Source organism: Leptospira koniambonensis (genome assembly GCF_004769555.1).
In the GTDB taxonomy this organism is placed as follows: Bacteria; Spirochaetota; Leptospiria; order Leptospirales; family Leptospiraceae; genus Leptospira_B; species Leptospira_B koniambonensis.
On sequence record NZ_RQFY01000004.1, the window covers coordinates 108,298 to 133,876 of the forward strand.

Here is a 25,579-nt window from a genome sequence, read left to right on the forward strand (position 1 = left end):
ATCAAAAATCAAAACTTACAACTTTCTTATTTCTTAAAGTACTAGTATACGATGTAAACTTGCGTTCATGTGAAAAAGAACGGGATTATAGGACCGAATTACCTTGTACTTATATGCGTCTTACATTCTACTAAATCACTTATTCGCATAATATTGAGATCGTTATAATTAGAATCTAAAATCATATGTACTTCCCATTCCAAAATTATAATTTGCTTGGAACTAGAACATATACCTCCTATACTGTCATTGTTACTTCCGAGCTTCTAGTGATGACTTCCTCGGACCTAAGTGATGCGAATTATTATCTTTTCACTATTTAAATAAAAACGGGGCTTTCTATGCGTGAAAACCAAGTAAAGGTATACGGCTACAGATGGGTAATTCTTGGTCTATACGCACTCATTACGGCGATTATTCAAATCCAATGGCTGACTTTTGCGCCTATAGCCAGAGAAGCTAAATTATTTTACGATGTTTCAAGCCTACAAATAGATCTTCTCTCCCTTATCTTCATGGGAGTATTCGTATTAATGGCGATCCCTGCTTCTTATATTATCGATACTTATGGAATTAAGATCGGAGTAGGAGTTGGCGCTGCTCTCACTGGAATTTTCTCCTTAAGCAAAGGAGTTTACGCAGATAATTTTAGCATAGTAGTTGCATCTCAAATTGGTTTAGCGATCGCACAACCTTTCATATTAAACGCAGTCACAAAAGTAAGCGTTCAATGGTTTCCTATCACCGAAAGAGCCACCGCAGTAGCAATTGGAACCTTAGCGCAATTTATAGGTATTATTTTAGTAATGGCAATCACTCCTAGAATGTTAGGAGAAGCGAATCCAAATCCTCAAGAGATCCCAGGAATTCTTTTAAATTATGGATTAGTTGCTGTAGCAGGAGCTGTAATCTTCTTAGCATTTTTCAGAGAGAAACCACCAACTGCTCCAGATAAAGCAAATCTTCAAGAGACTAAATTTAAAGTATTCGAAGGTTTAAAACATATCTTAAGCCAAAAGGATATGAGAAAATCTCTGCTTCTATTCTTAATTGGACTCGGAGTATTTAATGCAGTCAGTACTTGTATAGATCAGATCTGTGAAACAAAACATCTGAACATGACCCAGTCCGGAGAAATTGCTGGAATGATGTTAATGTCGGGAATTATCGCAGGTATCTTTGTTCCATTGATCTCTGATAAGGTTGGAAAAAGACAACCTTTCCTTGTAATCTCTATGGCTGGATTTTTGCCTGGAATGTTATTATTTTCCTTAGCGAATGATTATACATTAGTTTTAACTGGAGCATTCTTGATAGGATTCTTCTTACTCGGGATTGGTGCTCCGATCGGATTCCAATATTGCGCAGAAATCACTTCTCCTGCACCTGAATCTTCTTCCCAAGGACTTTTACTTTGGATTGGTCAGATCTCTGGGATATTCTTTATATTAGGTCTGAACTTTTTAGGAATCGATCTATTCTTAAAAATATTCATAGGTCTTGGGGTTCTAAACTTAGCACTTTCTTTCTTACTTAAAGAATCTCCTTTGATGTTAGGAACAAAAGTACAAGAGAATTCTCTCTCCAGAAAATAAATAAAAAAAGGTCCGTCGGAATTACTCCGACGGACGGTTTAAGGTTTGCTATTCAATGGATTAAGTCGTTTCAGATTTGATCCGCTTTTAAGAAATTCGTTCCAAAAATTTTCGATAGTCCGCTTTAAAAGTAAAGGCTATCGATTAGTGTCGAGGTCGGGCTTCAAGAGCCGGCGAAGCAGGCTCTTATAATTTTTAGCGTTACGTCTTCCTCTAATCTGATCTCGTATCATATTCCAAATCAAAGAACCTGGTAGCCTAGGTTCTTTTCCTTCTCCCATTCTTCTGAACTGAAGACGGATCGCGGACATCTTAGAAAGTGAATTTAATGCAGGGTTAGAAAGTTTCGGTATTTCTACCGAGACCTTTTCTATTTTTCCGGAAAGTAATCCATTTACGAATGTAGGATGAAATGCAAAAGGTGCAGCGATCCCAACGAGATCTGCTTCTTTAGAAACAATAGCTTCTTCCATTACAGATTTGCTTCTGAATCCTCCGGTAACGAGTAGAGGGATTTTAGTGATCTCTTTTGCCTTTTTAGCAAAATCTAAAAAGTAAGCTTCTCTTTTGTTTGTGCCTGTTCCTTGCATTGCAGGAGATTCATAATTCCCTCCTGAAATTTCCAAAAGATCCAAACCTATTGGTTCGAGCATTTTAATAACTTGGATAGAATCTTCTTCTTGGAAACCTCCACCTTGAAAGTCCGCAGAATTTAATTTAACTCCTATTCCGAAATCGGATCGCACAGATGCTTTGATACCTTTCAAAACTTCTAGAAGAAATCTTGCACGATTCTCTAAAGAACCACCCCATTCATCTTTTCTAATATTGGTAATTGGAGAAAGGAACTGATTTAATAAATATCCATGAGCAGAATGGACTTCTACCCCGTTGAATCCTGCTTTTTCTGCTAAGATAGCAGCATCTATGAATTTTTGGATGAGGGCTTTGATCTCTTCTCCGCTTAATGCTCTTGGTTCTCCAAAAACTTTTGCGAACATTCTTCCTGGTATATGTACTTTTATAGGAGAAGGTGCAACAGGTGTTTCAGTAATAAAACCAAATGTTTGTCTTCCTGGATGATTGATCTGCATCCAAATTTTGGATCCGCCGGACTGCCCTATCTCTGCCCACTTTTTGAGAGAAGAAAGATCCATATCCTTTCTTAAGATAACATTGCCAGGACCTGTAAGTCCATTTACGTCCACCATTACGTTTCCGGTAAGAAGGAGGCCAGCGCCTGATTGGGACCATCTTTCATAAAGTTTGAATAATCTTTGGCTGGGAAGAAATTCCTTATCCGAAAGACCTTCTTCCATAGATGCTTTAACAATTCTGTTTTTGAGTATTTGGCCGTTTGGAAGTTCAATTTCGGATGAAATTCCTTCCGTTGATAATGCCTGTATCATATAATTCTCACTCAAGTTATTTCCTACCATTCGGTATTTATTTGACTGGGTCGGTCAATAAAAATTCCTACCGGTTGGTATTTATTTTTAGGAAATTTGGAGAATTCGTTTGACGGGCGAAGGAAAAACATAGAAACAGAGGGCAGGAATGAAATTGAGCAAAGCTAAACCTGGCTGGAAAAAAATGCCGGAGGAAGTCCGAAAGGAATCCATCCTTCAGGCAGCTATGCAATGTTTCTTTAGTAAGGGTTTCGAAAGGACTTCTGTTCAGGACATAGCTGATGCGGCCGGACTCACAAAAGGTGGGATCTATTTCCATTTCGAAAGTAAAGAGGAGATCAGAGACACTCTTATCCAAAACTTTTTGTCCTGGGAACGATTCGGATTCGAAGAACCTGAAGTAAAAGCACTCCCTCCTCACCTGCGCTTGGTAGAATATTTAGAAAGACTTGCGAATCGTCTGGCAGTAGAGGGAAATTGCAGCCCTCGTCTGTTTGCAGAAGCCACTGCCTGTGGTGCAATGGAAAAAGAAATATTAAGTTTTTATGATTCTTTAGAAAAACTTTTTGCAAAAACCATCAGAGAATCTCAGGAAAACGGTAAGATCAAATCGGATCTTTCGCCTGAACTTTCTGCGAGAACTTTACTCGCACTCTTTGACGGTTTGCAGATACAGTCTGATATTTCTAATAAGAGAGCTTTGCAGACTGTGGGCAGAGAAGTTCTGAAAGTGTTTTTTAAATCTATGTTATTCCTTCCTCAGGATAACTGTGAAATTTGAGGAATTGTTTTTAGGCGGAAGTTTTTCAAACTTTGATCGGAAGATAAATGCTCACTAACAAAAATGCTAATGAAATCAAGATCGCCATCAGTGGTCTGATAATCCGATAAAATTTCCAAAGTCTCAATTTGAATCTTTTGTTCTTCATCTCTATATATTAGAGAACAAACGAAGAATCTCAGACTTACATTTTTGAAAAAATTTTCGGAATCCCTTAAGTGAGGGGTATCGACTCAAGTATTAGATTATTTTAATTCTTTATGTCTTTTTCTGATCCAGAGTCCGTACACTATCCCTACAGAAAATCCAGATATGATTACTATAATTAGAATTGGGTCCATCTTCTTCCCAGATTTATAATTGATCTAGGTTTTGCAAATCTTACTTAGATTTGCTAGTTACGGAGGTGATCTGAAGGGACACTCCAGCAACTTTTAGATATGTCCAGTCGGTAGTTAAAGTGGGAGAAATATCCGTAGTCCCGATAGAACCTGCGTCCCCCACAACTACCATTCTATTCAGTTTAGTGCTGTACGTTGCAGACATCCAATCTTGGTAAGCACTTGTAGTTCCGCAAGCATCCAATGTATTTATTGTAGTCCAAGATATTCCTTGGTTAGAAGAGTAAGCCCATTTGCAGGAATTTGCGAAGCTGTATATATTCCCAGACTCATCACTTGCAAAACCATTTGGTCGATTATTTGCTCCAAAGCCGATGGCAACTGATGCAGGCCACACACCACTTGTATTCATTTTAGAACTTACAGCTATAGAATCACTTTCTCTCATTCCAAATACCAAAAGTGAATTTGCCCTAGACACAAAGAACTGAAATGAATATTGGTCGTACACATTAACGTTCGGAGGTGCATATGTCAAAGATTCCAAGGCATTACCTCCACCGGATGGGGGAAAACCAGGCATGTCCGAAGTAGAAGTGCTAGGATTATATTCTAAGATCGCTGAATAAGAACCACCTTCTTGGGCACAGTAAAGAGTATCATTGTGGAACATCACTAAACAAGATCCGTTTGCTGTTCCATGTTCAGTTTCTGGAATATCTTCCATTGCAGTCCAAGTCTTTCCATTTGTACTTTGGATCATGTACAATTGGTTTGCGATTGAATCCGATCCAAACTTAGGACCTGCTGCCACAAATTTTTTTACACCACCTACCCTTCCGTAAGAAATAGATCGAAGTGGTAAATTTCCTTCTGATGGAAAACCACTATTATTAGGACAAGGGATCCTAGTCCAAGTTGCTCCGTCTGGACTTGTCCAAAGCCCACAGTTATCCGTTCTAGAGTCGAACTTTCCGGTGAGAGTTCCAACGACAACATACAACCCGTTGCCATAAGTTACCGAATATAAGCTTCCTCCGGAACAATCCGGAAATACAGAAGAGCCAGCGTCTGCGGCCCACTCGACTCCATCTTCACTTGTCCATAGAGAACAAGAAAGCCCCACTGCTAAAAACTCAGGTCCAATATCTGGTGTAGGCGAAAGTTGTTCAGATAATGTCAGATCCAAGCCAAGACCCACTAAGGATTGGGAAGCATCAATATTCACTTCCTTAGCTTGGTTGCAATATAGGATCTGCAAGATACTTAGAAATAGAATGATACGTTTCATGCCCGAGCCTTTACTTAATAACAAATTTCCATAAGATCTTTCCCATCTTTTTTGGGTCGCAATCGCCCATTTAAGCCGAACGTCGTTGGTTTTGTTACCGATTAGTTTAAGGCTCCAACTTATAATCAGGCTCTAAAATACGGGGACAATGGCTGAAAATAGTCCCTAAATAATGTCTGGCTAAAGAATGAAAGAGCCATTCCCCTGCTGTATTTTGCACTTCAGCAGATCCGATCTCAGAAAAGCCTTTTTTCTGAAAGAAAGAATCCAAACTCCAATCTTCTTCCCCAGGGAGCACTTGTACTTTTAACATGGCGTAGAAGGTACCTGAATCAGGATCGAATCTAAATACGATGGATCTACCGCCTAATGGATTTCGAATAGAGAAGGTCGCCCATTTTGCCTTGGGTCCTGAACCCTCTGCCTTTAAATCATACAATTCGTATTGTAAATCTTTCTCGTCTCCAAAAAACTCATGAAAAGCAGAACGGAATGCTTCTCCAAATTCCAATTGAGTTGGGAAATAAGAATCTTCCGAAGAATCCATAGTACTGATTCTTGGAAACTCGTATACACCATCAAGTTTTTAGAGATTTGGATCTTAGGAAAATAAAGCAGATGCTAGTTTTTTTTGAGAAATTGACCGAAATAAAAAACATGGACTGGAAAAGATCTAGGATCAACTCACTAAAAATTTTTTCCATAATTTCATTCACAGGAATTTTTATCTTATCCGGCCCAATCTTATCTAAAGATCTTTCTGGAATTTATAAAGAATACGTGGTCCAAGATTTTGAAACGGAAGTTTTCGGAGAAGAAAACGTAAAAGCAAAATTAGGTCCTGATTTTTCTCCTGAAGTAAGGATCTCTACTGTGTTTAGAACTCCTGAAAGAGAATCAGAAAAATCTTTGTATGTGGAACTAAGCGCAGAAAAAAACCAATCTTTTCAGATCTTATTCAAAAAGCCTTGGTCTTCCAAAGAATTTGTAAAAGAGTTCAAGTTCCATGTTTATGCAAATGATGGCGGAGGTTCTCTTTTTGTTTTAGTCAGAGATTCTAGTTTGGATCAAAAAAAGATACTGCTCACTCATTTTAATTTTTCAGGCTGGAAGGTATTATCTTTAGACATCACTCGCAAAGTAAGACAGGATGATTTGGTTACTCATAAAAATTCAGAACTTGTGTTCTTAGGATTTTTATATGAGGCTCCCTTCGAAAGAAAAAGAGGTACAAGAGAAGTTTTTGTAATAGATGATATTCTTGCTAAAACAAGACCTAAATATCTTTTGTTTCCTAACGAAAATGCCTTAGTGAAATAATCACACAAAGATCACGAGAACGAACTATTAAATTTCTAATCTAGATTTGCGAGTCCCAGATCTTTTCTTGCTGGGTAAGAGTTCCTTCTTCTTTCAAAATATTCCCAGTCAGCATTTTTCCAAGATTCTTTTAATTTTTGGTCTTCTTCTTTTAAAAAAGTTTCGGTTGAGATTGGCTGATTCGATCTTAAAAATTCGGAAAGTGGAGGAAGTTTATTCTCTTTATATAAAATACATAACTTCTCCGCAAGTCTATAGGTGCCTAGTAATCTCCCCAGTTGGCTATAACCTGCAATATGAGGAGTGAAAATTGAATTTTCTAAACTCGCCATTTGTTCTGCGATCTTTCCTTTAGGAGGTTCCGGATAAAAGACATCCATCACTCTAAATAAATCTTTTCTGTCTAAAATAGTTTGGAATGTTTCTTCGGACCAAACTTCTCCCCTGCTTGTGTTCAGAAGAAGTGTACCTTCTTTCAATTTAGAAATTTTATCTTTGTCTAACAAATTCAAGGTTGGATAAGGACCATTGGCAGTAAGAGGAACATGTAAACTAATAATGGAACATTTTAATATTTCATCCAAAGGAAGAGACTGGTCTTTGATAAAAGGATCGTTGTAGATATAAGGAATTTTTTTTTCTTCTAAAATTTTGGCGAATGTCTTGCCCGTATTACCGAAACCGATGATGCCAACATTCTTCTTTCTGAGCTCTTCTTCCGAAAAAAAATGAAGAAGTGAAACCCAACAATATTCTGCAACAGAACCTGCATTGCTTCCAGGAGAATTTATGAATACTCTGGATTCGTTTTTTAGATCCGAAAAATCCACATGATCTGTTCCGGAACTCACTGTTGCAAAAATTTTAACACTAGGAAACGTCCGACAGGTTTTTTGATTCACCTTCAGTCTAGTGTTTGCAATTAATATGGTAGGTTTAAATTTTTCGATCTCTTCCGGAGATTTGGCAGGATAAGATCTCACATCTAAGTTCCGGAAATGAGAAAAAATTTCAGAAGCCCCAACGGTTCCTTCCGGATAAAAAAGAATAGGAAGAGACATGAAGGAATCTTTTAAAAAAGGACCTGAATCGCCAATTTATTTTCCGTAAAAACTCTTGCCTTCTCGCGCCCGATCAATACCTTCAATGCTTTCCAACCGGTAAATATATCAAATGTTAGAACGTTTAAAAGAAATCCCCCCGAAAATCTGGCTTTTTGCCTCTGGTTTTTTAATCCTTATTGTATTGATCATATTCCTTCTCTGGGAGCCTGGTTCGACCGGCAGAGAATTTGGTTTTGATGGAGGAGATTCTCCAGGCTTTACTGTAACTCAAAACGAGAATGGAGAATGGATCATCAATCCAGAGATCATGGCTACTTCTCGCGAATTATATAAAGACGGCCAATGGTTAAGCTACGATGAGATCTTAAAATATGCCGCGAATGGGGAATTGGATCTGGTATCTTCTCTTTGGGAATTGAGAAGGAAATGCCCTACGGATTATACTCCAGAACAATGTAACGAAATAGTAAAAGCATTCATCTTAGAACAATATCCTGGAGCAGATGGAGAAAGACTAGTTGGTCTTTTTAGAAAGTATCTTTCTTATGAAATGGTTTTAAGAGAATTCGAACAACCTAGAGGCAAAAGCCAGGAAGAAATTTACGAAATCATAAAGAAGAAGAGAAGAGAACTTTTTTCCGACCAAGATGCTAAGTTGATCTTTGGATTAGAAGAAGCGGAGAAGGACTTCCAATTCGGATACGATCAATTCCTAAGCGAGGTCAAAAATCTTCCAGGAGACAAAAAGCTCGCAAGATATGAAGAATATCGTAAGGGAGTTTACGGAAATTATTATAATACGATCTATAAAAGAGAGCCTAAGTTCAATAAATATGAAACTGAACTTTATTTTAAAGAAACAGATCTAAACAAATTATCTGCTGCAGAAAAAGATCCTCAGGTGCGCGCGATCCGAGAAAAATATTTCGGTAAAGACGGAGCAGACAGGATCGAAAAAGTCCTGAAAGAAATAGACGCAGAAAAGAAGAAGGAAGAGCAAACTGCACAAGAAGAACAAACTTGGCTAAAAAGCCATCCAACCGCAAGACCTGAAGAAAGAGATAAAGCTTTGAATGAGATCAGAGTTAGAAATTTAGGCCAAGAAGAAGCAGAGGCATACGGTAGAAGAAAAGCCTTAGAAGAAGACCAAAGACGTTTGCAAGGCAAATGATCCGGTTTTCCAGAAATCCGATCCGTCCTTTTTTATGCCTGATCGGAATTGCGTCCGGAATCCTTTTCGGAATGGAGCCCTTCGAATTTTTTCCTGCAGGAGGGCTCTCCGCGTTATGTGCTTATATTCTATTTTTAGAATTAAGAGAATGGAAACTTAAGAAAGCAATTTTCTGGTTATTAGGACTTTCTCAGGTCATTAATCTGATCGTATTTTTCTGGATTCCTTCCTCTATTTCTGCAATTTCGGGAGCGGGTGCCGGCATTTCCTGGATACTATTTCTTATCTACGGGATTTTCTCCCATTTTAAACTGATCATCTTTTATCTGGGATGGCATTTTAGTTTATTCTTATATAATAAGTATATAAACTATCCAGAGAGATCTATTCTATTCGGTTGGTTGATCTTTCCTGTTTGGGGAGTTCTCTCCGACCTGATCATGCCTCAGTTATTCCCTTGGTATTGGGGAAATTTAGCGGAAGGAAATCTTTCCTTTTCTCAAATTGCATCTTGGACAGGAATATTTGGAGTAGGATTTTTTCTACTCTTAGGAAGTTCTTCTTTAGTATTGATCAGAAACCCTTCTTTAAAAAGATACGGGATTGCTGGTATTCTAATCTTCGGGATTGTTTGGACTCTGGGGAGTTTTAGACTTTATTCTGCTCCAGATTATACAGTTCCAAATTCCACTCCCGCGATAGAAGATGGGATCTTAAAACTTTCAGGAGTTCTAATCCAACCCAACACTTCTCCTGGCAAAAGAGAATTAGCTGAAAATCCTGAATTTGTAGGACAAACAATTAGTACAAGTCTCGAATTGGGTCTACGTTCTTCTTTGGAGACTTCTCCTCCGCCTGATCTTTTATTTTTACCTGAATCTGCTGTTCCATTTCATGGAACTATTCCGAATGAAAATCTGGGACAAGGAGTATATTCGTCTACATTCCATGGCGCTTTAATGTATCTAACGTATAAGTCTGGTGCAGATATTTTGTATAATGAGTTGAATCGTTTTCCAGAAGGTTTAAAAAATCAGGTTACACTTCTTTCTTCTTCCAATGGAGAAGTAGAACGTTACGATAAAAGAAGATTACTTGCTTTCGGAGAATATATTCCTTTCGAATCTACATTTCCTTTTTTAAGAAAATTATTTAAAGAAACTTCCTTTTATATCACTGGAGGAGATCCTAAACCTCTTATCGGAACTCGTTCTTTAAGAAGAGAAAGAACTCCTTCTTTGCCTACGGAAGAAGAAACTCCTTTGATCCAAACTCCAAATCATTTCCGTCCAATTTTAGCAAGCTCAGGCACAGAAGAGAATGTTTTCTACCAGATCTTACCTTTGATCTGCTACGAAGCTATGTTCTCCTATCTTGTAAGAGACTCTGTAAAATTTGCTTCTAAGGACACATATACATTTTTTGTAAATCCTACTAACGATTCTTGGTTCTCTTCGGATATAGAAGCTTGGCAGCATGCAGGAGCTGTTAGATTTAGAGCGATAGAATTTGGACTTACTTTAGTACGTCCTGCTGTCACAGGAATTTCAATCGCAGTGGATCCTTACGGTAGAAATCTAAATCATCCTACTAGATATGGAGAAAAAGATACCAGATCCTTTTTACTTCCTGCTACAAAATTGAAAGAAGGTGGAAATACATTCTATTCGGAATGGGGAAATCTTCCATTTTATCTATATACTATTCTGGTATTCACGTTATTCTTCCTTGTAGGAAAAAGGGCGTTTTTCAAAACTAAGGGTTAGCACACCAAGGGGGATCTTTGTTAGAACATACATTCTGCCATCTCCCTGGTATCGATGTGATCGAAGAAGGGAAACTCTGGGACCAAGGAATTCTTCATTGGAACGAATTCAGAGAAGTATTAAAAGAAAAAGTAAAGTCCCCATCCGACATGCATTCCAGATTACTTTTGGACTCTTTGGATTTTTCCAGAAAGGAAATGGATAGAAAGAACTGGGATTATTTTTTCTTCGCCCTACCCAGCCAACAAAAATGGAGACTATTCCCAATTATCAGAGAAAATCTTCTCTATTTAGATATTGAAACTTCCGGTTTAGGAAGTGGTGATTTTGTAACTGTTGTAGGAACTTACGACGGTAAAGATTTTAAAACTTATCTGAGAGGAAGGAATATGGATGATTTCCCGGAAGAACTTTCTTCTTCTCATGTTTTTGTAACTTATAATGGTGCAGCATTCGATGTTCCTTTTTTAGAAAGAGAATTCAGTAAAAAATTTAAGAACCGTCATTTGGATCTGATGTATATCCTGAGGAGTCTCGGGATCAAAGGTGGTTTGAAAGGTTGTGAGAAGGCTCTCGGTATAAAAAGAGATCTTCCTTACGAAGTCAACGGCGCTGATGCAGTTCGATTATGGTGGCAGTACGTTCAGTACGATGACCAAGACGCATTGGATCTTCTTTTAAAATATAATAAAGAAGATGTGGTTAACCTAGAACTTTTGTTTATCAAAGCGTATAACTTAAAAATCAAGGAAACACGCTTTTTTGGGGAAGTGATCCCAGAGAGTTAAGACGCGGGGGAGCAGAGGCACGGAAGGTTTGATTTGTTGTTTTGAATTTTTTTCCTTACGTAGGCTGGTCTTTTGATTTTGTAAATTTCTAAATTTTCACGCAAAGGCGCTAAGAAGAGAAGATTCTGGGATAACGCAAAAGACTCTTTTTAGCTTCGCGTGGAAAAAAAGAGCACTATAGTAGCCAGGCTCGTAGAGCCTCAAATTAGTATCATATTTACGACTACTTTGCCTAAAATCTCTCTGCGTCTTAGCGCCTCTGCGTGCCCAATTTCTGCGTCTCTTTTAACTCTGCGACTCTGATTCAGCTATCCAGCGGTAAGTTTCGTAAGGCGGTTCTGTTTCTATAATTTCCACCCAGCCTTTGTCTATAAACTTACGAACCATAGAATGTAAGATCGCCATCGCAGTATTATAATATCCTGAATTAGCAACCTTCTCCCCCATTGCCTCCAAAGTTAAGGAAGAAAGATCGTATTCTTTTTCCTTAAGTCTGCGGATCACACCTCTTTCCAAGATCTGTAATGTTTTGTGAAGAAGTTTAATTGCCTTTTGAGGAGATTCAGGCTCCGGTCCATGAGCTGGCAATAATCTGCGAATACTCATCTTGGAAATTCTTTCTAAAGAACGATAATAATCCTCGAGGTTTCCATCTATCTCCGCATAAATGGAAGAGATGTTTTGTAATACAAGATCACCTGTGAAAAATATATTCTCTTCTAAGATATAAGGAGTGAGATGCCAAAGATTATGGCCTGGGGTATGTAAAAATCCGATATCTCTTCCACCGGCATGGATCACGTCTCCTTCTTCTAATTCTATATCGAATTTTAAAATAGGATCAATACGAGTTCCTCTACTTAATGTATTTCTTAAGTTTAGATTTCCTTCTTCTATCCTTGCTAATTCTTTTTTGCGATCTTCCGGAACTCTATGGCCTTTGTATACCAGACGTTTGGATGCTCTATTGAACATTTCCACATGTTCCAAATAATTCCCAATTCCAGAAGCCATTCCTTTCATTGCATAAAGTTTTGCGTCTGTATAATAACGGATCGTGAGAACAGCACTAAGATGATCCAAATGATTATGAGTGTAGAAGATATGTTTGATCTTATTTAAGCTAAGTCCGATCTTTCGGAGTGCCCTTTGGAGCATCCCCAAATTAGCGAGATAACCTGAATCTATAAGCGCAGGCTCTCCATCAGGAAGAATATAAATATTATTGGGTGCATAAAACGGCTGAGGGATCTCTGTTTTAAAAATTCCGTCCCCGATTTCTTTTACGTCTGGAATTGAGTCGTAGTGATAAATTTTCAAACTCTAATTCTCCCTTGACTAAATCGATCTGCCTAGTCCGTCTTCTAGGAAAATAGGCGACTCCTTTCTCTGCAAGCTTCTAAATTTCCTTTTCGGATATACTCTGAAAGAATTCGAATTGAGTCTAAACTCTCTTCTGCTTCTTCTCTAAGAATTCGTTTAATATGTTTTGTTTCGAACGATGATAGTTTTCCATCGAAGGAGCAAGCGATACATAATAATCTCAAGCAGGCTTTCTTTTCTTCCTTAGATAATTGGGAGACCAAACTTCCGAATGTATCTAGATCATCTAAGGATCCATCGTGAGAACTCAAACCGAATCCTTTATGCATTTTGATCAGCATGTATTCCAAATTAGGATGGAATATTTGGGTGAATACTACTGAGTTTCCAACAGCGGCTAAGAATGCGATTTTTCCCTCTTTGCTTAGTTTATCCCTATTTTTTAGTATCTCGTCTGTAACTTCTTTTGCTATGATCCGAGAAAGTAATCTGATCCTAAGTTCTTTTAAGATCAGATACATTACTACTCCATCCCAAATCGCTGTGATGGGGGCAGCGATATAATCTGCATAAACTCTTAGAGAGTTTCTCGCTAAAATTTTTCGTAATACGATCTTTGCGATCAAGTTAGAAAGTAAAACCTTTGTCTTATAAAAGAATGTTCTTATAAGCAAACTTCTTTTGTCAGTAAGTCGTAGTGGATCTATTCCTAATAGTTTTAGATCGGGGTCTGGAATTTCCAATGCCATTCTAGAAAGTAGATTTGCGTTTCCAGTGACAAGGTCTGGATCTTCTTCCAATTGAATGCCTGAAAGTTTTGTAAGTTTATACGCGGCCCATAATCCTAATTTATAGAGTAGATAAAATTCTATGACTGTTCCTAGAGCAAGCGCCGCTCCTGCATAACTCCATTTTTCTATAAACTCAGGGGAGAATGTTTCAGGTGATTCTGGAAAAAGTTTCTCTACTAAGATTATAAAATAAGTAGTCCAGAATCCGATCTGCAATCCTAAGAAGGAAGCCCAACGTATGACCTTATTACTTTTGGGAAAGAAGTCAGGGCTTGGTCCAAAAGTTTTCTCTTCTTCCTTCTCCCCATTGACATAATTCTGGAGAATTTTGATGCCCCATTTTTCTAAAACACCTGGTTTATAATCTGAATAAGATTCGGCCCTTACATTCATCAGGAGGACGATCGGAAACTAAAATAGAAGGTTAGTCAACTCAATGGTGGAACCTCCCGGGTAGTTTTCAGGGTCTAAGGCCCAACTGGTCGAGTTTTCGTTCCCAAGATTTCATTCTTGACCATGATTTTCCGAAGATAGATATTAGAATTATGGCGTTCTCCAAACCGTTTATTTCCAAATTATTCCCTGCATTTGTCGGCCTAATCGCCACGGTCGCGGTGCTCGTGTCTTGTAATACTGGTGATACTAATAAAGTAGATCTTACCGTAACAGGAACCGATGGCTCTACCTTCCCTATCCAGGGAGAAGTTGATAAGGATAAAACCTCCAATTGTGGAACAGCAACTCCTTACTCTAGTTCCGGAACCGGAACAACGACAGGAACCACCACCGGAAGTACAGGCTCCACTACGAATTTATTTACAATCAACTCCAGGATGTATTTTACTACGGGAGCATTCGTAACTTTAAAATTCGTTTATGATGCTACTCAAAACCAAGGAACTGTAGATGCTCAGCAAGGATTTTCCTTCTCTGGTCTTCCGGCTCTGGGAATTTCACCAGTAGTAGCAAACTATGGAAAAATTTTCTGGGGAGGAAGCGGAGTGCCAGTGGATACTGGAACTTCGAGTACACAGGCTCTTTCCTATTTAACAGTTACTCTGGACTTAGTAGGAAATAAAGTAACAACAGGATCAGCTGGTCTTGCTTTGACACAATGTTATACTACAGACTTTATCAACTGTACTTCTGCTACTTCTTCCAGTATGTGTTATACACAAGATGGTTTAAAATGTTATAATACGAATACTGCAAGTGGTCCTACTGTTTCTATCAAAGGTGATATTAACTGTACAAGTAACGCGATCCCTTCTGGTTCTTCAACTACCGGTCAGTAATCAAAGTCTAGTTTAATAAGGCGAAAAGAAAAGCCGCGGTGAAGATCGCGGCTTTTTTGTTTTTAGAGAGTTCGTTAAGAAGAAGTGAACTATCTTTAAAAGATCAAACTTCCATTAATTTGCGGAATTGTTCTTTAACCAAATTTCCTTCGTTGGACTCAGGATAAGATTTTAAGAAGTTTAAGAGACCTTCTACATCTGATACGAATTCTTCGTTCAGACTTTTTCGAATATTATATCTGTTTAGTAAGGATAGAATGACCAGATCATCATCCGAATTTCTTTCTTCCTTAGCGAATAAGGAATGAGCCAGCTTTTTGTCGTTCTTATCTGCAATTTCCAGCAGTTTTAAGATCGGATACGTATATAGACCATTGCGAAAATCTTTTAGAGGGATTTTTCCAGTTTGATCTCCAGCTTGGAAATAATCGATAGCATCATCTTGTTTCTGGAATAAAGAACCTAAACGGATCCCAAACTCATGAAGTTTTTTCCTGGTCTTCTTGGGAGCTTCTACCAATATTCCTGCTGCTTCTGATACAGCTCCGAATAAGGATGCAGTTTTTCCGTAGACCACTTTATTATAGATGTCTAATGTAATTTTGGGATTTTTTTCCCATTCCATCTGAATGAGTTCGCTAATGGAAAGATCTTTGATCACAGTTGTGAAAAGATCCATCAAATCCGGAGAACCCAAGCTGTTAAGATGATCAATCCCGCATGCGAGAAGATAATCTCCCGCTAAGATCGAAGTTTTATTCCCAAATTTAGAAGGAACACTTGGCATTCCTCTTCTTGTCTGAGCCTCGTCTACCACGTCGTCATGAAGAAGGCTAGCCGCATGGATAAGCTCCGCGATCGCACCTACGTCTGAGTATTTATCTCCCTTATAACCAAGGATCTTACAAAGGCAATAATGTAGAATAGGACGTATTCTTTTTCCGCCGGACCGGATCGTATATTCTTTGATCTCGGCCAGAATACGTAGATCTTCGTCTATGATATCTTTTAGTTTTTTATCGAACTTACGGACTAATAGATCTTTCAATCCTTTTGCTTTCACGCGGGTTTCCTGTTACGACAGTATTTAGAAACGAATTTTCGGCTCAAGCAGTAAAGGAAGTAAGGGGAGAAGTTCCAGACCAATTTATGGTCAAGGTTTCCATTTATTGTCAAGGGCAAGAAGATGACGGGAAAGGATCTTTTCCATATCTCTGTCCTCTTTTTTGCGATAGATATGAATTAGGTTACGGAACATTCTTTTGAGAATTGTCAAACTGCTTGCATGAGTGAAATATCTTTCATGAGCCTGGAATCCATTTGCTTTTAGAAAACGAATGCAGGTAGAACGATCCAACATCACACCACCATGATACGAATCTATATACGTTTGGAATTCGGAAGATTCAAAATGTAATAGAAAATGCAAAGGCATATTCACCCCATATAAGGGGAGCTCTAATCTATGAGCCACTAACAAATAAATAACAGAAAGTGAGATTGGTATCCCTTTTTTAGAAGAGAATACCTTGTGAAGATAAGAATTATTCGGGTCCTCATATTGGTCATGGTTTCCGCCGAAACCTTCTTCCTGGGAGAGGACTCTGGTTAAAAAATGCACTTTGACTTCGTCAGAAGCGAGATCTTCATTCAGATCTACTAACTCTTCTACACGAATTGCGATCTTATCTAAGTACGTTCTGAATTCCAAATAAGAAAGATCTGAATCAATCACTGAAGAAAGAAGGAACACACCTTCTTCCAAATCGTCATAATGATTTGGATGGCCCTTCTCCGCTAAGATAGAATAACGATAACTAATCCTTTCTGAATGAACTTCAGCACTTACTGAACGTGCAAAAACTCTAAGAGTTGGATCTTTTAGTTCGTCTGCAATTTCTTGGACTCTAACTTGCCAAGGGATCATACTAGCGATCTCTTTTATGATCCTAGATTTATCTTGAAGAGAAGAAAACTCTAACTGATAAAACTTGTCCTCGATCTTGTCCGGGGGAAAAGGAACTGTGCCGAAGAAAGAATCGGAGAATTGCATATCTATAAAATCTATTTTCAAAAACGAAAGTCAATTCAGATCTGAAATGATTATGTAAAAAAGGATGAGCAGTATAAATTAACTATGTCTTCCATCTTTTTCGAACACACTTGTTCAAGTGATCGGAAAAATTGAATGAGACTTTTGTTATGTTAAGAGCAATAAGGAGGGTTAGAAAAATTTCTTTCTCTAACCCAAGAGGATTAAGCAGTTACTTGCTCTAATTCTTCTAATGCTTTCTTTTCTTGTTCTGCATTTGGAGGAGTTCCATGCCATCCTGGATTATTTTCCATGAAGGAGACACCTTTTCCGAGTACAGTTTCGAAAAGAATAATTGTAGGAGAACCTTTATGAGCTTTTGCCTTCTCGAAAGCAGAGATAATGGACTCGATATTATGACCATCTGCTTCTAATACATTCCATCCGAACGCAGCAAACTTTTTGTTTAGAGGTTCCAGATTCATTACATCTTTAGTGAATCCGTCGATTTGGATCCCGTTCTTATCCATAAACGCAATCAGGTTATCAGTTTTATAATGAGCAGCTGATTGTGCCGCTTCCCAGGTCATACCTTCTCCACATTCTCCGTCAGAGATACATGCATATACTTTGTAGTCTTTTTTAGAAAGTCTTGCACCTAAAGCGATCCCAACGGAAACAGAAAGTCCCTGACCCAAAGATCCGGAAGAACTTTCGATCCCTTTTAAATAACGGGTAGAAGGATGTCCCTGTAATTTAGAGTTTATGTTCCTAAAGGTAAGAAGTTCAGACTCAGGAAAAAATCCAGCTTGAGCCATGGCAGCATAACGTACTGCGCATACGTGACCGTTAGAAAGGATAAGTCTGTCTCTATCTTCCCAATCCGGATCACTAGGTTTATGATTTAGGACCTTTTTGTATAATACTGCGTAAATATCCGCAAGTCCGAGAGGACCTCCCGGGTGACCGGATTTTGCCGCAGTGACCATTTTGATCACATTTTTGCGGATATTATTAGCGAATATTTTGATTTCTTTGGTGTCTTCCACGTAAGCAAGCTCCGGCATTAATTCGAGCGGAACAAAAACAGTCCCGAGAGATAAACGAGTGTGTATAATGGTAGAAAAATAAAATGAAGCTTCCTATGGAATTCTTTTTTTCTAGTCAGTCCTGACCAACCCATGAGTAACATCAGAATAAGCGTAATAGCTGCAATTGCTCTGTGAATATCTATATACAGTTTATCAACAGTAGCGATCAGGCCGGATTGCTCTATCCCTGGTCCCAAATATTTTAAGCCTAGCAAATAAACTGCAGTGCTTAAATTAAAAAGGATCCCTCCTAAATTAAAGATCCTATGTAATCGGTTGTTCCGAAAACGAAACCAATACCCTGTATAAAAAAATAGGATAGAGAGAGTCATTCCAGTATTGATCAGAAAAAGAGACATCTGTCCAAAAGACAATATTCAAAAGCAGGAGAAAATCCTTTTTAATCGATTGACCCGACAAAATCATTTCGAAAACTGTCTCTTGAACGCTGCCTTAGCTCAATTGGTAGAGCATCTGATTTGTAATCAGACGGTTGTGGGTTCGATTCCTATAGGCAGCTCGTTCATTTTCCGAATAAGATTGACCAGCCACCCTGAGCAAAAATAATGGCTCTCAACAACGGGTAGGTACTCAAGCGGTCAACGAGGGCAGACTGTAAATCTGCTGGCCAAGCCTTCGAAGGTTCGAATCCTTCCCTGCCCAATTTCTTTTCTCTCTTCCCTTACAACAAAATCCTAATACACAAAAAAGTCCGGAAGGATTCGAAGATCGTTCGCGAAAGCGTTTGCAGCGACTCGTAGGGAGCGTAAGCAAACGCGTGCCGAGTCCATGGATGGACGAAGGCGCGAACGAGACGCCTCGGAGCCCAGTCGAGCACGACGCGAGACTGCGTAGAGGCGAATCCGTTCTTCTTTCTACCCTACAAATCTTCATTTATTCAGCTTGTCTTACTTCGAAGCTCTACTCTAATTCATCGTAACCAAATGAAACAGATCTCCCTAATATACCTACTTCTAATCATTCCATTTTTCTTAATCAATTGTCCTGATTCTCCGGCTCATAATTGTAAGGAAAAATACGATATGATCCAGGCAGAGAGGGATCTTTATACCTTTTGCCTAACTGATCCGGAGATGTCTGAAAATAGAAAAAACTTTTGCACTCTCTCTCTGGCAGATGCAATTCCCAAATGGGAAAAAAATTATGAGCATTGCAGGGGTTTCTTCGATCGAAACCCGTGTATCGATATAAAATCTTGTAAATTATAAATGATTTTTCCCCGCGACAGCGATGCGCAGGGCTTTAGTCCGGGCTTGGCCGGATGAGCGCGAATGCGCGAACCCGAAGCAGCGCGATCTCTCGCGAAGCGAGGGAGTCGCCCAAATCATAAATTCATGGAACCTCCACACCAAGCAAGGTCTCATGAAGAACAAGAGAGCTATTCATGAAACTCAAAAAAGAATTCGTTACACCTTACTTAGTTTTTATATTCCTTATTGTCGGGGCCACAGGTGTCTTGATGTTCTTTCATCTATTGGATGATTATACAAAAGTTGTTCATGAATTTCTGGGCATAAGTTTCGTTTTGTTCGCGATCTTTCATATACGAATGAATTGGAGCAGTATCAAAAATTATGCAAAGAAGAAACAACTTCTTCTTCCGAGTATTGCAATTCTTATCATTTCAATCGCATTTATCGTTGGCGGAAAAATGCATGGGAACCTGGAACATGATATTTTGGAGAAGGTATTAAGATCTCCTGTTTCAGATTCTTTTAAACTCATCAATGGGAACTATCAACAAGCGGAAGAGATTTTAAAAAAGAATCATATTATCATAGATGATCCTTCTAAATCTTTGGAAGAGATCAGCATTCATAATAAAAAATCTCCAGAAGAAATTGTAGAATTGATTTTGAAGTGAGTTGAGACATGAACTTATATAGCTTGATTAAAACTTATAAACAGTCCAAATATTATGCTCTAAATGCAATTACAATCGCTGTAATAGCTGCCGCTTGCTTTTTGATTGACTGCAAAAAATTTTCGGCTTCGGAAGATCAAACGATCGCAATCATCAATGCGAATATCTTCGACGGAGAAGAGTTAATTAAAGATCATACTCTTATCATCCAAGGGAATCGTATTCATTCTATCGGTGGAGATATTCCTACGGGTGCAAGGATTGTAGATGCTGAGGGCGGTATGTTAATGCCGGGCCTGATAGATTCTCATGTTCATACGGATATTGATGGTTTACGTGATGCGCTTCTGTTTGGAGTTACTACTGAACTTGAAATGACAGGGCAATGGATGTTTTGGGAACGTTGGCAACTTGCAAATCGAAATGATATTGCGGATATGCGTTCTGCAGGTATGGGAATCACTCCTCCTGGTGGACATCCAACACAATACATGCAGTTAAGCAGTAACTGGTTTTTAAAGACTTTTTATCGTTATCCATTCGTTTCCACTCCAGAAGAAGCGATCGAGTTTGTAGACAAACAAGTGGAAGGAGGTTCCGACTTCATTAAGATCATTATAGAAGATGGAGACACAGTCGGCACACCGGGACTTCCCGTAATTGATGATGCTACCCTAGTCGCTTCCGTGAAAGCAGCTCATCGTAGAGGAAAGATGGCAATCGCTCATGTTACTTCTCTTGCAGGAGGACGAAGAGCGATTTCTGCAGGAGTAGATGGGCTCGCTCATATGTTTTTTGATGAAAAACCTGACAAAGAAATGATTGCAGCAATCAAGTCTTCCGGTGCTTTTATTGTGCCAACATTAACTACACTCTCTACAGCTTTTGGAAATAGTCCTCACGCATTACTTTCAGATAAACGTGTTAGTTCCAAGCTAAGCAAAGAATGGTTAGAAGCTCTTTCCAAAAATATGAATGTTTATCCTAAAGGAAGATTAGAAGATTCTTTTGAAAGTGTATTAGTTCTTCATAAAGCTGGTGTGGACATATTAGCAGGAAGTGATGTTTCTGAACCGATCGCAAATCTTGGAGGACTTGTTCATGGTGCAAGTCTTCATCATGAATTGCAATTATTGGTAGCGGCGGGATTTAAACCTATTGAAGCAATGCGTGCCGCTACTTCTGTTCCCGCCAAAAGATTTAGTTTAGATGATCGTGGTAGAATTTTTCCAGGAGCAAGAGCGGATCTAGTGTTGGTGGATGGAAATCCGCTTCAAGATATTTCGAATACTTTATCGATTCGTACAGTTTGGCGTGCAGGTGCCGAGCAGTAAGTTAGAGATAAACTCTTAATTCTTATTCCAAATCACATAAGAAGGTTTTACAGAAACCACAAAATATTTGTCCTTCATGCGGATCTCAGCATAAGCACGATTTAGGATTTTACGATATACTATAAATTCCAGATTCCAAGGGCCAGGTTCAGAAGAAGGACCCAAAACTTTTGGTAACACTGAGTCTGCATTCGATTCAGATTCGGATCCGTTTTTCCAGATCCATTTTACGGAAAGAGGAAGATAAGCAGGATCAGCGAATGCAAAACTCGCCTCTTCCTCTTCTTCCGCCACTATAGAAAGTAATGTTTCCAAACTTCCTGGAGAAACTTCTTTGCAGAATTGAGGTTGGATGGATGGAGTTCCGAAAAATGGCCTACGTATCACTTTACACAAATATTTTGCTCTGTCTGGAACTACAAGATCCGCTTCTTTGTCTCGTGCGTCCCAGAAAGGAAATTTATTTCTGCCATCCGGTGGGATAAGTTTATTTAGAATATCTGCGGATTCTGAATCTTCTTCTGAGTCGTCGTCTTTGTCTGTCGTTTTAGAACCGACTTGTTTTAAGAATAGATCAATTGCTTCTCTGCCACCACCTTCGAGTGCATAAGCAAATACTGGATCTGGGTTTTCTCTCATTAGAATTTTAAGAGCAGGTAAATAGGTTTGGATCCAATCCCAATTTCCTGACTGACAGATCTTCTTCATTAGTATTTCGGATTCATCGCCTGCATTGAATGAATCACCGATCATTGTGCAGGCTTCTTTTTTTCTGTCCATGATCAGCAGATTTTTTGCAGTCTCCCATTTTCCTCTTTTAGAAGAAGCGTACGTGCTACTTGTTAAAAAATATCTGGTACTGGATTCGAATTTTCCAGTATGTCTGAGAAACTTTGCATATAAGAATAATAGATCCGATTTGGATTCATTGCTTAATTCTTTGAATCTTCCAGAAAGGAATACTCTTTTGTATGGAGTTCCTTTTCCAGATTGGATAGAAGATCCGACCCAAAGTGGAAGTGCCTCATCTTTTGTAAGAACATCCTTGGAGAATAGATAAAAGAATATATTATCCCATCCTTCAAAATCTCTTTGTTTCATTTTGAGAGAATAACAAAGACGGATCAAAGAATGATTTTCTTTTTTAGATAATACTCTATAAGGATCTGGAGGAGTTGGTTGTATGAGTTCTCCTGTTTCTGGATGAACTGTTGGTTCAGGTGACACCCAAACTGGAGTTTCCTTAGAACAAGAATTTATAACTGCAAGTAAAGAAAATGGTGTGACTCCCAATCCATCAGATAATGTTTTTACGAGAGAAGACCATTCTCCTTTTTTATTTTTTAAACTTCCTGCTTTTGTTTGGTATTGGATTGCAGGAAGGTATTTATTAAATTTTTCATATAGAAAATAGAGTCTGGAAGATGCAGTTTTTTTAAAGTCTCCTGTGCCTGAAGATCTAACCACTTCTTCGTATAATGGGATCGCAAATACTGGAGAAAGTTTTTCTAACTCGTAAGCTTCTTCATAAGAAACCGCGAAGCTCAAACTCGGGAATAAAGAAAATACCAGAAAGAAAAGAGCTGCGTTCTTTCTTTTAGAAAACATTCTTTAAAAGCTCCTGTTTTGCATCAGACTTATGGGTCAGAGGACAGGTCTCCGCAGGAAGATGAGATGGATGAAATATTTCGCTAGTCTTTTTAGGGCAGTCCGGTCCAGGAAGTTTTCCTGATTCAGGACAGATTTCCATAGTCACTGCTCTTTGGGAGTATGTGTATTTTTTTCTTTCTTCCTTGTCGCCTGATTCTGCGGAATCAAATAGTTTAGCGATGGTTCCCCATAAAGGAGCAGCAATTGTTCCGCCTAACGCAGAATTCCCCATTCCAAAACTTGGAGAATCGTAACCCAACCAAACAGCCATAGAAATCCCTGGCCTTACTCCTACGAACCAAGCATCTCTGTGCTCATTTGTGGTCCCAGTTTTTCCGGCGACTTCTCCCCTATAACCTGTGTTGCGGACTCCTGCATGATTTGCACTTCCATGCAGTAGGTCCACCATGATCTCCGCAGTAGGAGGTGTTATTGCTTTTCTAGTTTGAGGCCATTTCAAATTGAATTCGTCTTGGTCTTTTCTTTGGTAGACAACGTTACCCGCTCTATCCACCACTTTTTCGATCAAATGAGGTCGAACTATATTTCCATCGTTTGCAAATGCAGAATATGCAGAGGCCATTTCTAAAGGAGAAAGTTCCAGGGAACCTAATGCCAAAGAAAGATCCCGCCTGAATCTACTTTTCAGAACTTTTTCTTCCGGAAAGAAAAACCTTTCGAATGCCGCCGAAATTTCGCCTAATCCTAGTTTTTCGGCAATCTGGACCGCTGCAGTGTTTTTGGATTTTGCAAGCGCAACCCTAAGAGAAATATCTCCGTCGTATTGGTTCCCTATATTCTCAGGCATCCAATTCGAAACTGAGTTTTTATAGATCAAAGGTGCATCTAATATATGTGTAGCAGGATTTGCGATCCCAGAATCAATCGCTTCCGAATACAGGATCGGTTTGATCGTAGATCCTGTTTGTCTAAACATTCCAGTCGCTCTTGGAAATTGGTTATCGGATTTGAACTCTGTTCCTCCATGTAAAAGAAGAACATCTCCAGTTTGAGGATCCACTGCTACGACTGCAGCTTGCAGCCCACTATCTCCTCCGGTTACAAATCGATCCGTATCTATAAATAATTCCAATGCAGGAGAAAGATCAGCGACTAAATTTCGGAAAGGAGTTACATCCGCATTTTTACCATTCTCTGTGAGACGGTTTCGTCTAACCTGTCCGCTTTTTAGAAGATTTTCCACATGTGTTTTGACCACCTTCTGCAATTCTGCCTGAACAGGTTGAGAAATTGTGGTATAAACTGAAAATCCACCGCTTTCATAAATGTTTGTATCAGGATACATTGTTTGGAGAAATTTTCTGACATGTTCAGTCACATAAGGAGAATCATCCTTACGATTCCCGTAGACTGTCTCTCCTGGAGAACGAGTATTGAATGTTTGGTAGATGTCTTGTATCGTAGGCCTTAGATCTTCTTTTAATGCGCCATCATTTTCCAGAGATCGGAGGATTGCTTCTACCCTTCCGGAAGATAGATCAGGATTTTTTAATGGAGAAAAACGATTAGGAGCAGAAGCCAAAGAAGCAAGAACGATCATCTCTGATACATTTAAATCTTTTGGCTTTTTCCCAAAATAGAACTCGGAGGCACTTGCAAATCCAAACGCACCATGGCCCAAATACACATTATTCATATAATGTAATAGGATCTTTTCTTTATCTAAGGAAGATTCCAAGGCATATGCAAGTTGGGCTTCTTTCAACTTTCTTCCCAAACTTTTTTCACGATCGTTCAGAAGTATACGCGCTAACTGCTGAGTAATTGTAGAAGCACCCTGTTTAAATCGAAAGCTGATTATATTTACAAAAAACGCACGTAACACAGAAGAATAATGAATTCCACCATGCGAGAAAAAGCTGCGATCTTCTACAAGAAGAACCATTCTTTTTAAATTTTCAGGATAAGCTTCCCATTCTAGGTTACTTGTCTTCTTGCCGAAAATTTCAGAAACTTTTCTTCCATCTCTATCATAGATGACAGTTGGTTGATGAATATAAAAAATACTTAATAGCCCCGGAACTTCTGCTTCTCTTTGGATAACTCCCATCCAGAAAAAGATCAGGAACACTAATGCCAACGGCAAAGGGATTAGAACTAGCCAGATATTCGGGCGGAATTTAGGGAATTGGAATCTTCTGCCCTTTTCTAATAATCTTTCGGACAAAGTTTTGATAGGACGATGGAAAGCTGTAGGAGACGATTCTGTTTCTGTTCTGACCTTTTGGAACCAAGGACGATCTTCAGACGAATTTTTAGCCCAGGACTCTTTCCAATTCTCCCACTTAGTTTGCAAACTTTCTAAGAAGTTTGAAAGCGGAGATTCTTTTGAGACTTCTTTAGGAACCTCTTTCTGGATAGGACGAATAGCAGGTCTTTCTATTTCCTGATATGTTGGAGTTCCAACAGGTGGTGCAGGCATCTCCTCTTTGGGAGATGGTTTTTCTTCTATAGTTTGAATTGGAGAAGATACGTATCTAACTAATGCCTTCTGGCCGCAGCGATAACAGGTAAGTTTAAAAACAGTCCCTGTAGGAACTCCCTCAGGCAGCCTGGAAATGGTTCCGCAAGAAAGGCATTCAAACTTGGATTCTGTAAGAGTGCGGACCGAAGTTTCCAACATCTCTATTA

The 25,579-nt window shown here is 38.9% G+C and carries 21 protein-coding genes and 2 tRNA genes; 11 read left to right on the forward strand and 12 right to left on the reverse strand.

From position 1 onward, the window contains the following. The first annotated feature begins 341 nt into the window (after nucleotides 1-341). Nucleotides 342-1,595: an MFS transporter gene (locus EHQ52_RS04580; protein WP_135614092.1), complete on the forward strand. Its 1,254-nt coding sequence runs from the start codon at nucleotides 342-344 to the stop codon at nucleotides 1,593-1,595. 137 nt (nucleotides 1,596-1,732) lie between these two features. On the opposite strand, the gene EHQ52_RS04585 is transcribed toward EHQ52_RS04580, so the two are convergent. After that, a complete protein-coding gene (locus tag EHQ52_RS04585; protein WP_135614093.1) occupies nucleotides 1,733-3,019 on the reverse strand; it encodes an NADH:flavin oxidoreductase/NADH oxidase family protein in 1,287 nt (428 codons plus the stop codon). A gap of 133 nt (nucleotides 3,020-3,152) precedes the next feature. Between EHQ52_RS04585 and EHQ52_RS04590 the strand changes: the two genes are divergently transcribed. Further along, nucleotides 3,153-3,785, forward strand: coding sequence for a TetR/AcrR family transcriptional regulator (locus tag EHQ52_RS04590; protein WP_135614094.1), 633 nt, complete (start codon nucleotides 3,153-3,155; stop codon nucleotides 3,783-3,785). Between the two features lie 381 nt (nucleotides 3,786-4,166). Here the strand turns inward: EHQ52_RS04590 and EHQ52_RS04595 are convergent, their stop codons facing one another. Continuing rightward, nucleotides 4,167-5,417: a beta propeller repeat protein gene (locus EHQ52_RS04595; protein ID WP_135614095.1), complete on the reverse strand. Its 1,251-nt coding sequence runs from the start codon at nucleotides 5,415-5,417 to the stop codon at nucleotides 4,167-4,169. A gap of 106 nt (nucleotides 5,418-5,523) precedes the next feature. Continuing rightward, a complete protein-coding gene (locus EHQ52_RS04600) occupies nucleotides 5,524-5,964 on the reverse strand; it encodes a hypothetical protein (RefSeq protein ID WP_135614096.1) in 441 nt (146 codons plus the stop codon). A 110-nt stretch (nucleotides 5,965-6,074) separates the two neighbouring features. On the opposite strand from EHQ52_RS04600, the gene EHQ52_RS04605 reads away from it, so the two are divergent. Then, nucleotides 6,075-6,737: a flagellar assembly protein FlaA gene (locus EHQ52_RS04605; RefSeq protein WP_425269378.1), complete on the forward strand. Its 663-nt coding sequence runs from the start codon at nucleotides 6,075-6,077 to the stop codon at nucleotides 6,735-6,737. A 35-nt stretch (nucleotides 6,738-6,772) separates the two neighbouring features. Here the strand turns inward: EHQ52_RS04605 and EHQ52_RS04610 are convergent, their stop codons facing one another. After that, a complete protein-coding gene (locus EHQ52_RS04610; RefSeq protein ID WP_135614098.1) occupies nucleotides 6,773-7,798 on the reverse strand; it encodes an NAD(P)-dependent oxidoreductase in 1,026 nt (341 codons plus the stop codon). Nucleotides 7,799-7,910: 112 nt separating this feature from the next. Here EHQ52_RS04610 and EHQ52_RS04615 point away from each other — a divergent pair, with 112 nt between their 5' ends. The 3 genes from EHQ52_RS04615 to EHQ52_RS04625 are packed head-to-tail and all read left to right on the forward strand — an operon-like array spanning nucleotide 7,911 to nucleotide 11,526. Next, nucleotides 7,911-8,972, forward strand: coding sequence for a lipase secretion chaperone (locus EHQ52_RS04615; RefSeq protein ID WP_135614099.1), 1,062 nt, complete (start codon nucleotides 7,911-7,913; stop codon nucleotides 8,970-8,972). Further along, the gene (locus EHQ52_RS04620; RefSeq protein WP_135614100.1) at nucleotides 8,969-10,738 is read left to right on the forward strand and encodes an apolipoprotein N-acyltransferase; all 1,770 of its coding nucleotides are present in this window, start codon (nucleotides 8,969-8,971) and stop codon (nucleotides 10,736-10,738) included. Before EHQ52_RS04615 ends, EHQ52_RS04620 begins: the two co-directional genes overlap by 4 nt. A gap of 17 nt (nucleotides 10,739-10,755) precedes the next feature. Then, nucleotides 10,756-11,526 (forward strand): ribonuclease H-like domain-containing protein, encoded by a 771-nt coding sequence (locus EHQ52_RS04625; protein ID WP_135614101.1) that lies wholly within the window; start codon nucleotides 10,756-10,758, stop codon nucleotides 11,524-11,526. A gap of 285 nt (nucleotides 11,527-11,811) precedes the next feature. On the opposite strand, the gene EHQ52_RS04630 is transcribed toward EHQ52_RS04625, so the two are convergent. Together EHQ52_RS04630 and EHQ52_RS04635 are read right to left on the reverse strand one after the other, a co-directional pair. Next, a complete protein-coding gene (locus EHQ52_RS04630; RefSeq protein WP_135614102.1) occupies nucleotides 11,812-12,846 on the reverse strand; it encodes an MBL fold metallo-hydrolase in 1,035 nt (344 codons plus the stop codon). Between the two features lie 44 nt (nucleotides 12,847-12,890). Next, the gene (locus EHQ52_RS04635) at nucleotides 12,891-14,033 is read right to left on the reverse strand and encodes an LBF_2804 family protein (RefSeq protein WP_135614103.1); all 1,143 of its coding nucleotides are present in this window, start codon (nucleotides 14,031-14,033) and stop codon (nucleotides 12,891-12,893) included. Nucleotides 14,034-14,185: 152 nt separating this feature from the next. Between EHQ52_RS04635 and EHQ52_RS04640 the strand changes: the two genes are divergently transcribed. Beyond that, nucleotides 14,186-14,935, forward strand: coding sequence for an LIC10920 family plasminogen-binding lipoprotein (locus EHQ52_RS04640; RefSeq protein WP_135614104.1), 750 nt, complete (start codon nucleotides 14,186-14,188; stop codon nucleotides 14,933-14,935). Between the two features lie 103 nt (nucleotides 14,936-15,038). Here the strand turns inward: EHQ52_RS04640 and EHQ52_RS04645 are convergent, their stop codons facing one another. From EHQ52_RS04645 to EHQ52_RS04660, 4 genes are all read right to left on the reverse strand, one after another. Beyond that, a complete protein-coding gene (locus EHQ52_RS04645) occupies nucleotides 15,039-15,998 on the reverse strand; it encodes a polyprenyl synthetase family protein (RefSeq protein ID WP_135614105.1) in 960 nt (319 codons plus the stop codon). Nucleotides 15,999-16,088: 90 nt separating this feature from the next. Continuing rightward, nucleotides 16,089-16,988: a transglutaminase-like domain-containing protein gene (locus tag EHQ52_RS04650; protein WP_167492176.1), complete on the reverse strand. Its 900-nt coding sequence runs from the start codon at nucleotides 16,986-16,988 to the stop codon at nucleotides 16,089-16,091. A gap of 203 nt (nucleotides 16,989-17,191) precedes the next feature. Continuing rightward, on the reverse strand, nucleotides 17,192-18,016 hold the full coding sequence (locus EHQ52_RS04655) for a transketolase (protein ID WP_135614107.1): 825 nt from the start codon (nucleotides 18,014-18,016) through the stop codon (nucleotides 17,192-17,194). A gap of 17 nt (nucleotides 18,017-18,033) precedes the next feature. Next, on the reverse strand, nucleotides 18,034-18,417 hold the full coding sequence (locus EHQ52_RS04660; RefSeq protein ID WP_086447090.1) for a hypothetical protein: 384 nt from the start codon (nucleotides 18,415-18,417) through the stop codon (nucleotides 18,034-18,036). 88 nt (nucleotides 18,418-18,505) lie between these two features. Here EHQ52_RS04660 and EHQ52_RS04665 point away from each other — a divergent pair. The 4 genes from EHQ52_RS04665 (at nucleotide 18,506) to EHQ52_RS04680 (ending at nucleotide 21,277) form a co-directional block, all read left to right on the forward strand. Then, nucleotides 18,506-18,578 (forward strand) — tRNA-Thr (locus EHQ52_RS04665). 61 nt (nucleotides 18,579-18,639) lie between these two features. After that, a tRNA-Tyr gene (locus tag EHQ52_RS04670) sits at nucleotides 18,640-18,721 on the forward strand. Nucleotides 18,722-19,463: 742 nt separating this feature from the next. Further along, entirely contained in the window at nucleotides 19,464-19,943 is a 480-nt protein-coding gene (locus EHQ52_RS04675; protein ID WP_135614108.1) for a DUF4405 domain-containing protein, read from the forward strand. Between the two features lie 8 nt (nucleotides 19,944-19,951). Further along, nucleotides 19,952-21,277 (forward strand): amidohydrolase family protein, encoded by a 1,326-nt coding sequence (locus EHQ52_RS04680; protein WP_135614109.1) that lies wholly within the window; start codon nucleotides 19,952-19,954, stop codon nucleotides 21,275-21,277. 15 nt (nucleotides 21,278-21,292) lie between these two features. Here the strand turns inward: EHQ52_RS04680 and EHQ52_RS04685 are convergent, their stop codons facing one another. After that, a complete protein-coding gene (locus EHQ52_RS04685) occupies nucleotides 21,293-22,885 on the reverse strand; it encodes a hypothetical protein (protein WP_135614110.1) in 1,593 nt (530 codons plus the stop codon). Then, on the reverse strand, nucleotides 22,875-25,571 hold the full coding sequence (locus EHQ52_RS04690) for a transglycosylase domain-containing protein (RefSeq protein WP_135614111.1): 2,697 nt from the start codon (nucleotides 25,569-25,571) through the stop codon (nucleotides 22,875-22,877). The genes EHQ52_RS04685 and EHQ52_RS04690 overlap by 11 nt, the downstream gene beginning before the upstream one ends. Between the last annotated feature and the right edge of the window lie 8 nt (nucleotides 25,572-25,579).